General features: G+C 65.2%; 11 protein-coding genes. 6 read left to right on the plus strand and 5 right to left on the minus strand.

All coding sequences use genetic code 11. The features are described 5' to 3' along the window. Window positions 1–78: 78 nt before the first annotated feature. Window positions 79–1,143, plus strand: coding sequence for a polysaccharide pyruvyl transferase family protein (locus ABEA46_RS16935; protein ID WP_345546134.1), 1,065 nt, complete (start codon window positions 79–81; stop codon window positions 1,141–1,143). A 5-nt stretch (window positions 1,144–1,148) separates the two neighbouring features. Here the strand turns inward: ABEA46_RS16935 and ABEA46_RS16940 are convergent, their stop codons facing one another. Further along, window positions 1,149–2,249: a glycosyltransferase gene (locus ABEA46_RS16940; protein WP_345546122.1), complete on the minus strand. Its 1,101-nt coding sequence runs from the start codon at window positions 2,247–2,249 to the stop codon at window positions 1,149–1,151. A gap of 402 nt (window positions 2,250–2,651) precedes the next feature. Then, window positions 2,652–3,491: a hypothetical protein gene (locus tag ABEA46_RS16945; protein WP_345546123.1), complete on the minus strand. Its 840-nt coding sequence runs from the start codon at window positions 3,489–3,491 to the stop codon at window positions 2,652–2,654. A 254-nt stretch (window positions 3,492–3,745) separates the two neighbouring features. On the opposite strand from ABEA46_RS16945, the gene ABEA46_RS16950 reads away from it, so the two are divergent. Both ABEA46_RS16950 and ABEA46_RS16955 read left to right on the plus strand, forming a co-directional pair. Next, entirely contained in the window at window positions 3,746–4,537 is a 792-nt protein-coding gene (locus ABEA46_RS16950) for an O-methyltransferase (RefSeq protein ID WP_345546124.1), read from the plus strand. Between the two features lie 57 nt (window positions 4,538–4,594). Beyond that, window positions 4,595–9,337 carry a glycosyltransferase gene (locus ABEA46_RS16955; protein ID WP_345546125.1) on the plus strand — a complete coding sequence of 1,581 codons (4,743 nt, stop codon included), beginning with the start codon at window positions 4,595–4,597 and terminating at the stop codon, window positions 9,335–9,337. Between the two features lie 45 nt (window positions 9,338–9,382). Here ABEA46_RS16955 and ABEA46_RS16960 read toward each other — a convergent pair whose 3' ends face one another. Genes ABEA46_RS16960 through ABEA46_RS16970 form a run of 3 tightly spaced genes read right to left on the minus strand, consistent with a single transcriptional unit; the run spans window position 9,383 to window position 12,330 of the window. Beyond that, on the minus strand, window positions 9,383–10,303 hold the full coding sequence (locus tag ABEA46_RS16960) for an SGNH/GDSL hydrolase family protein (RefSeq protein WP_345546126.1): 921 nt from the start codon (window positions 10,301–10,303) through the stop codon (window positions 9,383–9,385). Between the two features lie 54 nt (window positions 10,304–10,357). Further along, window positions 10,358–11,086, minus strand: coding sequence for a hypothetical protein (locus ABEA46_RS16965; RefSeq protein WP_345546128.1), 729 nt, complete (start codon window positions 11,084–11,086; stop codon window positions 10,358–10,360). Further along, window positions 11,083–12,330 carry a hypothetical protein gene (locus tag ABEA46_RS16970; protein ID WP_345546129.1) on the minus strand — a complete coding sequence of 416 codons (1,248 nt, stop codon included), beginning with the start codon at window positions 12,328–12,330 and terminating at the stop codon, window positions 11,083–11,085. The genes ABEA46_RS16965 and ABEA46_RS16970 overlap by 4 nt, the downstream gene beginning before the upstream one ends. Before the next feature lie 244 nt (window positions 12,331–12,574). Here ABEA46_RS16970 and ABEA46_RS16975 point away from each other — a divergent pair, with 244 nt between their 5' ends. The 3 genes from ABEA46_RS16975 (at window position 12,575) to ABEA46_RS16985 (ending at window position 15,563) form a co-directional block, all read left to right on the plus strand. After that, a complete protein-coding gene (locus tag ABEA46_RS16975) occupies window positions 12,575–13,429 on the plus strand; it encodes an ABC transporter permease (RefSeq protein WP_345546131.1) in 855 nt (284 codons plus the stop codon). 49 nt (window positions 13,430–13,478) lie between these two features. Then, complete coding sequence (locus ABEA46_RS16980) at window positions 13,479–15,176, plus strand: ATP-binding cassette domain-containing protein (RefSeq protein WP_345546132.1); 1,698 nt, start codon at window positions 13,479–13,481, stop codon at window positions 15,174–15,176. Window positions 15,177–15,254: 78 nt separating this feature from the next. Beyond that, a complete protein-coding gene (locus tag ABEA46_RS16985) occupies window positions 15,255–15,563 on the plus strand; it encodes a hypothetical protein (RefSeq protein WP_345546133.1) in 309 nt (102 codons plus the stop codon). Window positions 15,564–15,622 lie beyond the last annotated feature (59 nt).

The following is a 15,622-nucleotide window of genomic DNA, read 5'->3' on the forward strand; positions in this document are numbered from 1 at the left end:
CCGGCTGGGCACGTATCAGTACCTCGACATGCACATGGCCATCGGCTCCGCGCTGTCCATGTGGAACAACCAGCTCGCATGAATCGGATCTGGTTCCGAAGGGCGAAGAAACGGACAGGCGACCGGCAGGCGGTCATCGTCGGGCCGTATCGGGTGCACAACTTCGGAGATGACCTGATCGGCGCGATCGTCGCGAAGCACCTCCAGGCGCGCGGCTACGAGGTGACGATACCGCGGCTCGGAGCCGAGAACGCCGAGTGGCTCGGCACGAGATATGCAGAGGACTACAACGGGATCTTCGAACGCTCCGAGCTGGTTGTCGTCGGTGGTGGCGGCATCATGTCTGACACCGCAGGAGCGAAGCCGGGAGCGTCGTACCTCGAGATCGTCTCCCGAGCGGTCGCAGATGGACGGATCGCGGGCAAGAAGGTGCTCGTGACGGGCGTCGGAGCCGGTCCGTGGGTTCGGGAGAAGTCCAAGCGTCTCGCACTGGAAGTGTCGGACATGGCTGAGAAGGTCGGAGTTCGCGACGAGGAGTCACGCTCTCATCTGGTCTCGCTGGGCGTCCCCTCCGAGAAGATCGTGGTCGGCGCTGACGTCGCCCTCCTGACCTCGGAGTACCTGCGATTCCGCCCGCGCCCAGTGCGCAAGATCGGGCTGCAGTTCGACATCGCGAACTTCGCGGACGTGCATGAGAACCCGGAGATAACGGCCGTCTCAGACGCCATCTCGCGCTATGCGAACGCGAATGCCCGCCACGTCACGCTCGTGTCCAACGGGCGGCATCGGTCGCAGCTTGCGGACGGTGCTCCGTCCTGCGATCTGATGCGGTATGCGACGTTGAAGGACTTCCTCCCGCAGCTCGCCGGGGTCCGGGCAATGTTCACCTCGCACCTCCACCTGGCGATCACCGCCTACTCGCAAAGAGTCCCAACGTTCTCGCTCTACGTGCGGGAGAAGACAAAGCGCTTCTACGACCAGATCGGTCGTCCCGAGCGTGCTCTCGATCTGCGCACCGCCACGGCGGCCGACTTCGAACGAATGATCGCCGAAGCGGAGGTCGCGAAGTGGACCCCCGAGGACGAGCAGACGCTGATCAGGTTGCAGTCGAAGTCGCGGGCCCTTCTCGACTTCGTCGAGTAAGACGGTCAGCCGCGCGAGCGGCCGCGCGCCGACATCATCGCTCGGAGGGCGATCTGCGCGTCCAGGCTGCCGTCGAGGGACTTCAGAAGAGTGATCGCGCCGGCGGGAAGCACCGTGATGCGCTTCTGCGCGCCCTCGAACACTCCGTAGACCACTTCGCTCAGCATGTCGGTCACGTATGGCGAGAACGTACGCCCGTCGACTTCGCGAGTCATCGCGACGTAGCTCAAGTAGTAGCCTTTCGCAGATCTCTCGTCGTCGAGTGTCGTTATCGTGGAGCCGGGGCGGATGCGGCGTGCGTAGATATCCGACTTCACGTGAGCGGTGCGCTCCGCACCGAGCAGCAACGCGAACGTGTACGGGTTGTCCTGGTGCACGATGCCGGGAATGAACCGTGCACCGCTTCTCCGCACGTAGTCTGTGCGGGCGATGTACATCCCGACGTGAGGCCGATAGTCGCGGTGCCGCCTCATGTCAGCCATCATCTCCGCACCGGGTCGAACCAGGTCGTATTCACGTGATCGCTGGTAGTAGGTGGAATAGCGAGCCCACGTCGCACTCGAGACGTCCCCATCGCGGAACGCGAAGCAATCGAACAGCAACACGTCGAGGTGTTCCTCGTCGGCTTTGCTGACCAGCGTCTTCAGTGTGTCGCCGGGCCAGAAGTCGTCACTGTCGAGGTAAACGAGGTAGCGGCCCGCCGCGACGTCGAGTCCGGCATTGCGACCCACCGATTGGCCGGAGTTCGGCTGGTCGATGATCGACAGCCTCGGATCCTCGTCCGCGTATCGCTGAAGAACGTGTCGTGACTGGTCTGTCGAACCGTCATTGATGCAGATCACCTCGACGGTGATGCCGGTCTGGGCAAGCACGCTCGACAAGCAGTCGTCGAGCCATGGTTCGGAGTTGTAGACGGGGATGACAACCGAGACATCCGGCGTCGCGACCCGCTCTGGCGTCGGTCGTGGGCCGGCCGCCACGAAGTAGCGCGGGGCTTCCGGTGCCGATGTCTCGGGCAGTGAGCGTTTCGACGCGGAGCGTCGTTCCGCTCTGAGCCGCCTCAGGGCGCGCGGTGCGTTCTTGAGCTTGCGTGGAAGCCACGTCATCGCTTGGCCGACGCGGTAGGGAGCTGACCGCTGTACTCGCCGCAGTTGTCGCTGAGCGGCGTCACGCTCGTCCCGCAGGACGCGGAGCTCGTGCTCGATACCGCTCGCCGCATCGACTGCGCCTACGTCCAGGTTTGCGGAATCAGCGTTAGACGTCGGTTCTGGACTACTGGCCACTCTCATACTCTTTCGCCGAAACGGGCGTGCGGATCGATGCTACCCGGGCTCAGGGCGCCTCTCGGGCTCGGCCAGGCCATCCATGAGCACGGCGCTGCGCCGCACGGTGGGTGCGTGGTCAACCCGCTCGCCGGCAGAGGCTGCGCTTCGCTCTCCGCTACGCCTGCTTCGCGGTCGTGCCGTCACCCGCGGGCTGTTTGCCGGCCCTCCGGCACGGCTCAGCCACTAACAGGTGATCGTGACGTTGGCCCAGTAGTCCGCCGCCGTGCCCGCGTTGTTGTACACGTAGACGTACGCGGTGTTCCCTGATGTGTAGACGCTCTCGATGTAGCCGCTGATGTCGGAGCCGGCGAAGCCCGCGCAGATGCTGATGTCTCGATCCCAGACGAGCGTGTAGACACCGGTCCCGGTCTTCGTCACGGAGACGAGTCGACCGGACTGATCGATCACGGTGCCAATGGAAGAGATGTACGCCCACATCTGCGGGACGAAGTAGCCGTTGACGTCGACGACGATGTTGGCCGACGCCACCCTGTTCTTCACGAGCAGGTCTTTGCCCGCCCCGGACCTCATGGAGAGAGTCGTACCCACGGCGAGCTCCAGTGAGCCGTAGCGCATCACCGTCGCCTCGGGCTCAGGCTGCCCGGATGGCCACGCCCGCACATACCCGCCGGTTCCCGAGACGTTCAGTGCATGGACTGTGGCCGCAACCGCGGTAGCACCCTCAGGGATGCCGCAACCCCCGGTCTTTCCGCCCTGGAGGCTGATGCCGAACGTGCCTGCCACGTAATACTCTCGCGTCTCGCCGGCCGCGAACTTGCCCCCACCGGTGCGGGTATCGACCACGCGGCACGGAGTGATCGGAACGTACTGGAGTTCGGCCGGCGACGCCGCCGACGGTACGGCGTTCGGCGTGACGGTGTCGTCGGGTCGTGCACCGTTCGGGTCCGGCGGTGGAGCGGGCGCCTCCACTGCCGCAGCCACCGAATTCGGGTGCGCCACGGTCGCGGCGTCACGGGACGCGGTCGTCGATGCGCCCGCGGTGAAAGAAACGGCGACGAGCAATGCGGCAGCTCCGGCCGCTGCGAACGTCGAGGTGAATCGAGACACGAGTGCTCCCCTCTGCACCGGCCCGTGTCGGATGGCACGGACGGTCCAGCGCCGTCCCCAGCACCGCCGCAGCGCTCGACTAGCCGGATGCTAGTCCCAACCGACCCGGGCGACAAGAGGGCGATCCTACCCGGGTCGCCACCTTCCGATGCCAGCCGTCGCGATCTGGTTGATCGCGCGCATCGGTGCAGTTCGGTAACGTGTGGGCGGTGACTGACGTGAGCGAGTCGATGTCGACCGGTTCCGAGCCAGAACCCGTCCCCGCCGACAAAGATGACATCCGCGAATTGCGCGCTCAGCTCGATGCGATCACCCAAGAGCTGAAGCGTCTCAACGAGCGGGTGCGGACCGTCGATCAGCGAACCATGATGATGCCCCGCGGGCTGCTCACCGACATCCAAGCACTTCAGCAGTTGCTGCAGCGGTACGAGCCGCGGGCGACCCTGCCTCAAGTTGCGGGGTGGGCGCTGAGCCCGCGGGGACTGCTGACGCTGACGGACCTCATCGAATCGACGGACGCACGCACGGTGGTGGAGTGCGGGAGCGGCACATCGACTCTGTGGATCGCCCTCGCGCTGCGCAAGCTCGGCAGGGGCAAGGTGATCGCCCTGGATCACCTGCCAGAGTATGCCGAGCGAACGCAGGCTCTGATCGACGCCCACGATCTCGGATGGTTCGCCGAGGTGCGCCTTGCTCCGCTGGCTGAGCGTGCCACCCCGCGAGGGAGCTTCCTCTGGTACGACGTCGATCCCGTGACGTTCCGGCATCCCATCGATGTCCTGCTCGTAGACGGGCCCCCACAGAGCACAGGTCGTCATGCGCGATACCCCGCATTACCGGTGCTTACTCCGTACCTCGCTACGGACACCATGATCATCTGCGACGATACGAGCCGCCGCGACGAGCAGGAGATGATCGACTTCTGGATCGAAGAGGATCCACGGCTGCAGCGTCTGCCGTCGCCAGGTCAGGATCTGGAGTTGCTGCGACTGTCTTCGTGAGCGCCGGAGCGTGAGCGGCGTAAGAGCTCAAATCCGAGATCAAGTAGGCTCTCGCATGTGATTCCTGCCGAAGACTTGCCCGATCAGAGATGGCATTCGAGCGATCTGCTCGTTCAACTCGAACAGGGCAGGATCGTCGGAACCTCCAGCGCGACCACCGACTTCGGCGGTACCGGCGAGTCGAGCGCGGCAGCGGACGTGAAGTTCGGCTCGACCACGCTCGCGCTCGTCGCAGCAGACTCCGAACGCCATGAACGCCTCACGGTGCTGCGGTCTTCGGCCTTCGATGATCGTGACCTCATCGTGTTCGGCGCTCGCGCGAAGTCGGTCTGGGCGCTCGATGCCGTCGTCGGACGCCTCACGAACCAGGCGCACGATTGGTCCTCCTTCCGAGCGGCCGTGTTCAATGCGGTCTCCCGTGCTGAGACCCGTGAGTCCGTGCTCACCGGAATCCCGCTGGACCGCCTCTACAACGTCTGCGAGCTGCTGCACGAGCGCAACCTCGACAGCGAGGCCGAGCGGGGCCTGCTGCAGTTCGTCGCCGCGCGGACGCTCTCGGGAGGTCAGCTGACGAAGGGAACCGTCCAGCCGCTCATTGAAAGGCTCCTGCAGCACGGCCTCGCGGAGCAGGCGCGCGCTCTGCTGCCGCGGTTGTCCGACAAGGACTGGATCTCGCATGCGTTCGCCGTCGAGCTCGAGCATCCACGATTCGGCGGCAGCTTCGACTCGATGCTGGCGCTGCTGAACGAGCCCTACCGTCAGCTCGGACTCGAGCCTGTCACGCTCGACGCGCCGGGGCCCGTTCCGTATCAGCGTCTCGACGCCGCACCGGCATCCACCGCTCGACCCGGACCGCTCATCACGGTGATCATGACGAGCTGGTGTCCCGGTGAGGAGATCCTCACCGCCGTGCGGTCAATTGTCGGGCAGACCTATCAGGAGTGGGAGCTCCTGATCTGCGATGACGCGTCGCCCGCCGAGTACGACTTCATCCTTGAGCGGGTGGCCGCCCTCGACCCGCGCGTGCGTGTGATCCGCAACGAGGTGAACGAAGGCACGTACGTCCGCAGGAACGAAGCCATCCAGGCCGCCCGCGGCGAGTTCGTGACCATGCAGGATTCGGACGACTGGTCTCATCCGCACCGACTCGAGATCCAGGTCCACGACCTGCTCGTCAACCCGGCCAGGCTGGCAAATGTCATCCACGCGGCCCGGGTCACCGAAGACTTCTCGGTGGTCAGCAGCCGGGGTGCTCGCCTCTACGTGTCCGAGCCGTCGCTGATGTTCCGCCGCGAGCCGGTCACCGCCGCCGTCGGCTACTACGACTCGATCCGCAAGAGCGCTGACACTGAGTTCCGCAAGCGCCTCGAGTCTGTGACGCGGCGTGCGATCCCCGCCCTGCTGCCGGGCGCCCCCCTGATGTTCATGCTCGCTGACCCCGCGAGCCTGTCGGGTGCAGACTTCGGCACGAACATCTGGAATCATCCGGACCGGTTGACCTACTGGAGCGCCACCAGACGATATCTTCAGCGAATCGAGTCAGGGGCGCTGGACCCTTACCTGCCGTTCCCGCTGTCGGAGCGGGTGTTCCATGCTCCGGCGGCCTGGCTGCCGGGGCCGCGATCGCAGCAGTTCGATGTGCTCGTCGTGCTGGACGGTCGGGAATGGGCCGACCGATCGGCATTCCACGCGGTTGTCGCCGAGGAGCTCAACGCCGCTGTGGCAGCGGGTCTTCGCGTCGCCCTCCTCCAGTCCGACACGGTCGTCGGCCCGCGTGGCATGGCCTTCTTCCCGCCTGTCCTGCAGGCACTCGTCGATTCGGGCGCTGTGGCGCGTATCGGGGCCGATCAGGACATCACGGCAACGGTCGCCGTCGTGCGTCATGCGGGCGCCGCGCAGGGTCATCCCGCGCGGCGACTCTCGGCCACGGTGACGACGGTGGTGGTCATCGAGGACGTGGAGGCAGGGGACGCACGCGGGCGGACGATCGCCAAGCGCGACGTGATGGACACGGCGACCGCGTGGTTCGGTGTCGAACCGACGTGGGTGGTCGCGCTCCCGACTCTTCCTCCTCCGACGGTCTCTGCGGTCGCCTTCGACGGCGGCGTGCGACTGACGATCGCCACAGGTGTTCCCGCGAACATCAAGGCGATCCGACTTCACGACGGGTCGGACGAAAGGGAGCTCAGGCCGGATGTGGTCGGCGCCGTTTCTGCGATCGGCTCCAGCCAGGACCCGCTCACGCCGGGCAACTGGGGCGTCATCGTCGACTACGACGCCGGCGCGGGTCGCGTTGTCAGCCGGCCCTGTGCGATCACGATCGAGACCGTGATCTGGAACAGCACCGACCGAGTGGGCGTTCGCACCGAAGAAGGCAGCCTCATGGTGCTGCCCGCGGAGTCGTCCGTCGACCAGCTGGGAAGCCGTGACTTCGCCGCCGAGTATCTTTCCGCGGAGATCTCGCTGGCGAGTGTGGTCGACGAGCGCTTCGAGATCACGATGGTCGAGCACCGCGCAGCCGTCCTGGCCGGTGTCTACGCGCTGCGCGAGGTCGATGGGGCCGTGGTGCGTCGACGGGACTTCACAGCGGTGACGGCATCGACCGGCAGCCGGTTGTGGCGTCGGCCTCTGTCGAAGTTCGCGGACTCGCGCTGGCAGATCTTCGGTTCGTTCCGGACTCCACGCGGTCTCGTCGAGTTCCCCATCCCGTTCGGCGATGCGCTGAAGGTCGAGGGCACGGACGCGTGGCAGCCGCAGGTGCTGTCGGGTGGCCGGCTGATCGTCACCGCACCTCCTGCGGGCAAGCTGACGAGGGTCGCGCAGCGCGTAGGCCGTGCTGTCGAGACCCGCTTCGGGGGACGGGCTGACAAAGGATCCCGTCGCGGGACCGCCGTACCCGCGTCGTCCGGTCGACGGGCGGATGAGAGGATCGTGTTCGATGCACGTCACTCCGTCCCGCGCGACAGAAACGCGCCCCGGGTTACGGTCGTCATGCCCGTCTACAACGTCGAACCGTTCCTCGACACGGCCATCTCGTCCGTGCTCGGTCAGGACTTCACGGACCTCGAGCTGATCATCATCGACGACGCGTCGACCGACAACGGCCGCCGCATCATCGAGAAGTACTGGCGCAAAGACCTGCGTGTGCGGGTGTTCGCGCTCGACCACAACACGATCGGTGGTGCCGGCGTACCGAGCAATGTGGGGATGCGGGCGGCGCGTGGCACATACGTGGCGTTTGCCGACAGCGACGACCATGTCACGAAGACGGGGCTCGCCAAGCTCGTCCAGCTCGCTGATCATCACAATGCGGAGCTGGTGATCGGCGACTTCCGGACGTTCTCGGACAAGCTGAAGGACGGTGCCGTCCCGTACGACCACGCGGCCTGGAGCGAAGTCCCGTTGAACACGCCGATCTCGGCCTTCAGCCACCCTGCGCTGATCAAGCTGTCACCCGTGCCCTGGCGCAAGCTCTACCGGCGCGAGTTCCTGAACGAGCACGGGATCCTCTACCCGGAGGGCGACTACTTCTACGAGGACAATCCGCTTCATTGGTTCGTGCTGTCCCGCGCGCACCGGGTGGTGGCCTGCGATGAGGTCGTCAGTTACCACCGCCAGGAGCGCGAAGGCCAGACGATGAGCGCGCAGGCGTACAAGCTCGGTGCGTTCGTGAGCCACGCCAACACGATCCTCAACTTCCTCGATGAGAGTTCTGACGACCGTCGGGATGTGCTGTTCGAGTCGTTCTTCGAGTATCTCGACCGCTGCCATTGGACGGTCGCCAACCAGACGCAGCCGATCGCCGCTGCGCTCATCCGCCGCGGACTCGGTGACATCTACCATCGCGCTGTCGAGGCCGCGCCCGCGGCAGAGGTGCCGGCGCGTGTGCGGCCCCGGCTCGCGACGTACCGTTCCGCCTATCGCGACATCGACCTCACCGTCGTGATCCCGGTGTTCAACAGCGCGGACCTCCTCCCGCAGACTCTCGATTCGGTTCTCGCACTGACCGGCATCCGCTTCAATGTCCTCTTGGTGGACGACGGATCGACCGACGACTCGCTCACGGTCCTGCGTCAGTACGAGAGGCGGCACTCCAATGTGCACGTCTTCGCGCAGGGGAACCGCGGCGCCGGGCGGGCACGGAACTCGATCATCCCGCTGTCTACCGGGCGCTACACCTTCTTCCTCGACGCCGACGATGTGATCGACGCTGAGTCGCTGGTGGCTGCCGTCGCCCAAGCTGACGCCGAGTCAGCCGACCTGTTCCTGGTCAAGTACCGCATCGAATACACCGATGAGGGCCGCTCTCAGGGGATGTTCGGCGGGGATCGCCAGATCTGGGAGCAACTGCCCCAGACCTCGAGTAACGCAGAGCGTCAGCAACTCGCGGCCCGACTTATCAACTACCCCTGGAACCGCTTGATCCGTACCTCGCTCCTGCACGACGCGAACATCTTCTTCGGTGCGACGGTGGTGCACAACGACGTCCAGTTCCACTGGCACAGCGTGACGAGTGCGACCAGCATCGGCTACCTGGACGTCGAGGTGTGCACGCATCGGAAGTTCGCGACGAGGGATCAGGTGACCAATATCAGTGACGCCCGGCGCATGGCCGTGCTGGAGGCGCTGCGAGCCACGCACGAACGGATCTCGGACCTGCCGTCATACCCGAACGTGCAGGACGAGTGGGAGAAATTCGCACTCCATCTCTTGGAATGGGCCAAGAGTCGCATCCCCGATGCCTTGCAGGCGCGTTACGGCGTGCAGAGCGAGGCGCTCGCGCAGTCGTTCGCGGGTTGAGGCCGATCCGGGTGCCGTCCGATCCGGGCGGCGCCCCGGTGCGGACTACGATCCGGCGTGGCGCGTGAAGTGGCGCGACGGGAGCACCCGGATCAGCGGGTGACTTTGGTCGCGGAAGCGGACATTGCGGACGATGGTGTGATCACCATGTGCAGCGACCTTCTCCGCGACGACGACCTCGCCCGCGGAGACTCGCACCAGGAGCTCGGCCGGGATCCGCGATGAGTGCGCGGGGAATCCTTTCAGATAGGTGTCCCTGGTCGCGGTCCAGCGGCGTTCACGGGCGCTCGTGATGCGCCCCAGCTCCGGTGTCAGCCGGCGCGCCCAGTACGCCGCGGCGACCGCCACGTTCATGTGGTGGTCTGCTGGGTTCGGGTTGCGCATCTTCGTGTGCACGACGCCGGTGGTGGGATCGAGGACATCCTCCGCGATGTCGACGAAGGCCAGTCCGCGCGCCACGGCGCCTTGCGCCAACAGTCGGTTGTACTCCAGAGTCAGTGCGGTGCGCTCGGCCATCGTGGCGGCGATCGAGCTTCGCGCGACGACTACCTCACCGAGCTGATCGTCATCCGTGATCGTGGGCAATGTCGCACCTGTGATGATGATCCGCGTGAAGCCGTGCTGGCGCAGTTCATCGACGAACTCGAAATAGGCACCGATTGACTCGCGCATCTGTATCTCTACAGGCTCGTCATACCTGTCGGCTCGGTACCAGATGACGTATCCGCAGTCGACTTCGCCCAGATGCACGACGACGACCGAGTCGCGGTCCTTGTCGACCACCCACTTGCGGAATCGGCCGATGGCGTCGGTCTTCGAGTTCGGGTTCCGCATGCCGACGGCCGTGGCGCCACCGACCTCGATTCCGTCTGTCACATAAGGGTGCAGGAGATCGAACGCCGCCGCCTTCGCGAAATAACGGACGTGGCTGTCGCCCAAGTACAGCAGTGACGGTGCGGTGGTCATCGGGGCATCGTTTCCGACGGGTGATGCGGCGTTAGGCCGCGGCATCCTGTCCAGTCAGGCGTGAAGGCCTTGAGCCCACTGCTCGCGCAGCTCGGTGTACCGCCCGAAGTAGGAGTTCATGCTCTCTTCGGTCTTCGCGCCGCCGTGATTGTAGAAGTGCGGCCCGTGAATCCAAGACCGGTCGATCGGGGTAAGCGCATACGGCGAGGATGCCAGCCAGTACGAGACGAAAGACTGGTCGTAAACGGGCCACCGGACTGTGAGTCCGTCCGTCTTCCAGTAGCGACCACGATCGACCTGCATGTCTGCAACATCGAGTACCCCGCGAAGATACTGTCGGAACTCTCTCGACATCATGAGGATGGCGCCGTTGACGTAGTTCTTCAGGTAGCGCTGCGGGTCCGGGAACTCGCCCTTCAGCCAGCCTTCTTCGAGTCGCATCCTGTCTTGGCTGTGGTTCTGATTGTTGCCGGCGATCACCGCACCGGAGTACTCGGCGAAGATGTCCGGCGCGTCGGGCGAGATGAGGATGTCGGTGTCGAGGTAGAGAATGTACTCGTACTCGTCGTACTTCTCGTCCAGCAACTGGAAGCGTTCGATCGCAGGACCACCGTGGTAACCGTTGGCCCACCATCGTGAGTGCGTCGCGATCTGGTACTCGGCGCCGTGTTTCATGGCGTAGAGCGCCGCGAGTTCGGCCGAGGCCATGGCCATCGCCTTCCGGTTCGGGCCGTCGTATCCGCGATTGGCGTCGATGTGGAACTGCCAGATGAGATTCGTCACGATGCATGCACTTTCGTGATTCCGACATAGTCGTAGGACTTCGATGGATCTTCGATGGTCGCCTTGGAGGCTGCCAGATCTGGCGCGACCTCCGCCCAGTACGCCTGACGGACCTCCTCCGTGGAGTCTCCGCGAAGAATGGAGTCGAGGAGCGCCCCGACGATCTGAGTGATGCGCGCTCTCATGAGTTCGCGAGGCGCTTCGGTCGGGCCGATGAGCCCGTCGAACCGTCGATCGTCCGCCTTGTGAGGTCGCCACTCGACCGCGACTCCGCAGGACTCGGCAGGGAGGAACGTGTGGAGGCGAGAGGTGACGACGCGCGAATAGTCGTTGCGGTAGGCGTCGATCCGTCGAACTGCCTGCTGGAGGGATGCCGCCAGCGGCCGCTCGCGCAGGCCGTCATCGAGGTTCTTCAGACGCACTGCCCCGGGTTCGACGTGCTCGGGTCCCACATCGACGAACGCCGCAGGCTTCGACGCATCGATCTGAGCGCGGGGGAACAGTCCGCCGATGGTGGTGGTGACGCAACCTGAGAAGTAGGCGGGCACTCCCTTCGCGAGCAGGAGGCGGACAGTGTGCCAGTCGCGACAGCCGATCGGCCCGTTCGCCTTCAGGTACTCCACAGCGGCGGGGGTGAGCGTTCGTCCGCTGCTGATGTGGAACGAGATGAAGAGCGGACGGATGTTCGGGTTGAGTGGGAACTGTTCGCGCCCGCCGTAGATCCGCTTCATGTACCAGCCGAACACGAACGCCCACATGTCTTGGGGAATCGCGTCGTACAGTGTCGAGTCGCGGTTGAATTCGATCAGGCTCACCCGGGCGCTCGGCCCGTGGATCACATTCTCGGCAGGAACCGACTGTCGCAGCTGCTCGAATACCTTCACCAGCTCGGGGTCGCCAGTGAACTGCACGTCGGCGCGACGGATCAGGTGCGACGACATCGAGACGGTTTGGACCCAGTCCCCGATGTTGCGCGACGTGGCAGACGGATCTGCGGTGTGGTACCCCATCACCCCCATCGCTATCTCGCCCGGCGCTACAGCCGGCGCGGGCTTGGGCGTGGCGTTCGCTCCCACCCACGGAGCCAGGCGGACGAGTGCAGCGCGCTGATCGGCGGACCACTCATCTCGCACGATCAGCCTCTGATAGAGAGCGCCGGCGAGCGGAGAGCGCACCGCGACGAGGTTGGCCAGTGTTTCAAGCCAGGCATCGGTAACGCCGGCGGAAAGCGGGCTGTGGTCCACGATGAATATCTCCGTATGGTCGACGGGGTGGTGCGCGCGTTCGAGCCTTCACGCAACATCGGCCGGGATCAGACGTCTGCGAGGTGGATAACGCAGCGAGCCCCTGCGCCGCCCATACTACTGGTCCGCGCTGAGCCACAGTCTCGGCACAGGGATGCCGGAGATCGCCACTGTAGGATCATGGGCGCCCCGGGCGTCGCGATACCGCACGGTGAGCCGTCGCGAACCTGGAGGTGGCGAAGTCGTGGGACCCGAGCACGCGCAGCATGCTGCGGACGGCCTGTACGAAGTCGGCCGGCGACCGCCTCTCGGTGCCTACCTCGCCGAGGCCTGGCGTCGTCGCAGCTTCGCACTCCGACTGGCGGGTTATCGACTGGTCGGTGGGTTGTTGCGCAACCGTCTGGGTCTGCTGTGGATCGTCCTGCGTCCGCTGCTGATGGCGATCATGTACGGCACCATCTTTCACTTCGTGCTTTCGGGCTCTGCACGACCCCAGGACTTCGTGCAGTACCTCCTCGTCGGCGTGTTCATCTTCGAGTTCTTCACCGGATCATTCGGCGGCGGCGCCAAGGCGATCACCGGCAACGCGAAGCTCGTCCAGAGCCTGGGGTTCCCGCGGATCCTGCTGCCGGTCTCGATCGTCGCCGAACAGGCGATGCGGATGATTCCGGTCCTCGTGCTGCTCGGCATCCTTCTCGTCGTTCTGGGCGAGCCGATCACCTGGTCGTGGCTGGCGATCATCCCGATCCTTTCGGTGATGGCCATCTTCAACCTCGGTGCGGCCCTGATCGTTGCGCGCATGTCGGTCCACGCACGCGACGTGCAGCAGATCATCCCGATCATCAACCGCGTGCTGTTCTACGTCACGGGGATCTTCTTCAACGTGGACGGTGCGCTCGCGGGTTACCCTGTGGCCTTGACCATCGCACATCTGGTGCCGACATACGGATTCATCGCGATCTCGCGCGATGTGATGTTGCAGTCGTACACCGCGCCGACGCTGGCGTGGATCGCTGCGCCGGCGTGGGCGATCATCGCGATCGTGGTCGGCGTCATCTACTTCTGGCAGGCCGAGGCAAGGTATGGCCTCAGTGACTGAGCCCCGATCTCCCGAGACCGACATGCGTTCGACGGCGGGACCGCGTCCCATGATCATCGCCGAGGACGCGCACGTCACGTATCGGGTGTTCGCGTCGGGCAAGCGATTGAGCGCACGTGACAGCCTGCTCAGTCTGAGTTCTGTTCGCGGCGGACGCACTCTCAAGTCTGTGCCGGCGCTGCGGGGCGTGAGCTTCACAGCCAGCGAGGGCGAGACGATCGGCGTCGTCGGTCACAACGGCTCGGGCAAGTCGACGCTGTTCCGGGCGATGAGTGGTCTCATCCCGACGTCCGAGGGGGCGATCTGGGCGCGGGACCGACCGGTGCTGCTGGGTGTCAACGCGGCGCTGGTTCCTGAGCTCTCCGGAGAGAACAACATCAAACTCGGCCTGCTGGCCATGGGGTTCACCGAGGCTGAGGCCGCTGCGCAGGTCGACGAGATCGCTGACTTCGCCGAGCTGAACGAGTTCATCCATCACCCCATGCGCACCTATTCATCGGGGATGGGTGCCCGTCTGCGGTTCGCGATCGCCTCTGCGAAGGCGCACTCGATCCTGCTCGTGGACGAAGCGCTCGCAGTGGGTGACCGCCGCTTCAAAGCGAAGAGCGAGGAGCGCATCCGCGAGCTGCGTGACAGTGCGGGCCTCGTCATGATCGTCAGTCACTCCGTCGGATCGCTGAAGGACACGTGCGAGCGGGTGCTCTGGATCCACAAAGGCGAGCTGCGTGCCGATGGTCCCGCTGGTGCGGTGATCGACGAGTACGTCAAGTGGACGAAACAACCGGGTGGTGCCGTGGGCGCGGCATCCACAGCGAAGACGAAGGCAGCAGCGCCGTTGTCGGCCGTCGGGGCGGTCAAGACGCCCGCAGCGAAGGAGGCCGTAGTCGCCCCGGCCGGGGACGGCCCCACGACAATCGCGGAACGGCAAGACGGGCTGTCGCTGTTCGATCAGATCCTCCAGGGGCCGCCACCGGTAGCGAATGCTTCGCCAGTGACCGCTTCCACGAAGACGATCTCCCTACCTCCCGAGAGTCCGCGCGATATCGCTCGCCGAGAGCGCTACAACCGAGCGGCGCGGCAGCGGACGCGGCGAAGGATCATCGCACTGACGATCACGGGGATCTCCCTTCTTCTGGCAATCGGCGCGGGTGCAGCGATTGCGATCGTCGCGAACCTGCCCGATCCCGACGAGCCCAAGCCGTCTCCCAGCGCATCGGCGTCGGTGCAGGCCGCCGCCGATCTGCCCAGTATCGTGAGCTTCACCACCGGAGCTCCGACCGTCGTGTGCAACAGCGTTGAGGGCGAGGCCGACGTCCAGCTGAACTGGGAGGTCGACGATGCGACCCGCATCGAGGTCGGGGTAGGGACGCTGGGCCTTCCGGCTGCTGCTCCGTCCGAGCTGCAGGCTGCCACGTCCGCATACGTGGTGCCGTTCTCATGCGCAGGCGAATCGCAGGACTACACGCTCGTCGCCGAGAACGCCGACGGCTCTCGTGTCAGCTCGATCGTCACGGTCACCCGTGAGCTGGCCGCCGAGCCGTCAACGTCGGTCGCCGAGCCGCCATCGGCCCCGGCCGATCCTGGGGCGGAGTCCGAACCGGTTTCCGAACCACTGCCCGAACCTGCGCCCGAGCCCACACCGGTCGTCGAGCCGTCGATCGAGCCGAGTCCCACGCCCACGGTCGTTCCCGAGCCGTCCTCGTCGCCGACGCCGGATCCCACATCGAAACCGGGGAAGAATCGCTGAAGACGAGACCCTGCCATCGAGCCCGCTTCGGGCCAATGGTGATCTTCCCGGACACCGCAACTGAGGAGCATTCGCCCGATGTCTGACCTACCTGTTGATGGCCCCTACGAGCGAAACGAGATCTGGGTCGGTGAGGAGAGGGTGCGTTCCACCGAACAGCTCCCCGAAGGTATAACCCTGGTCTTCCACGATCGGTCCCGGGGGAACAAGGTGCGGTTCGCCGCCGGAAATCGGTGGAAGGGAGTGACTGTCGATCTCAACTCGGCAGTCGAATGCACGATCGACATCGGGAAGATCCGCGTTCATTTCGGTGGTGTGCGGGTCTCGTTCGTCGCCAACAGCGGGCGCGTATCGACAGGGGTATGGGACTGCCCCGAGTTTGGTTGACGATCGGGGGTTGGGGTAGTCAGGCCGCGATTGCGGTCGTGTAGATCATCTCAAACTCG

The organism is Microbacterium jejuense, from assembly GCF_039544225.1.
Taxonomy (GTDB): Bacteria; Actinomycetota; Actinomycetes; order Actinomycetales; family Microbacteriaceae; genus Microbacterium; species Microbacterium jejuense.

Excerpts from the sequence above, each read along its gene's own strand:
- ABEA46_RS16935 (WP_345546134.1), top strand. The coding sequence starts at position 79 with ATGAATCGGATCTGGTTCCGAAGGGCGAAGAAACGGACAGGCGACCGG.
- ABEA46_RS16940 (WP_345546122.1), bottom strand. The coding sequence starts at position 2,249 with ATGACGTGGCTTCCACGCAAGCTCAAGAACGCACCGCGCGCCCTGAGG.
- ABEA46_RS16960 (WP_345546126.1), bottom strand. The coding sequence starts at position 10,303 with ATGACCACCGCACCGTCACTGCTGTACTTGGGCGACAGCCACGTCCGT.
- ABEA46_RS16980 (WP_345546132.1), top strand. The coding sequence starts at position 13,479 with ATGATCATCGCCGAGGACGCGCACGTCACGTATCGGGTGTTCGCGTCG.
- ABEA46_RS16985 (WP_345546133.1), top strand. The coding sequence starts at position 15,255 with ATGTCTGACCTACCTGTTGATGGCCCCTACGAGCGAAACGAGATCTGG.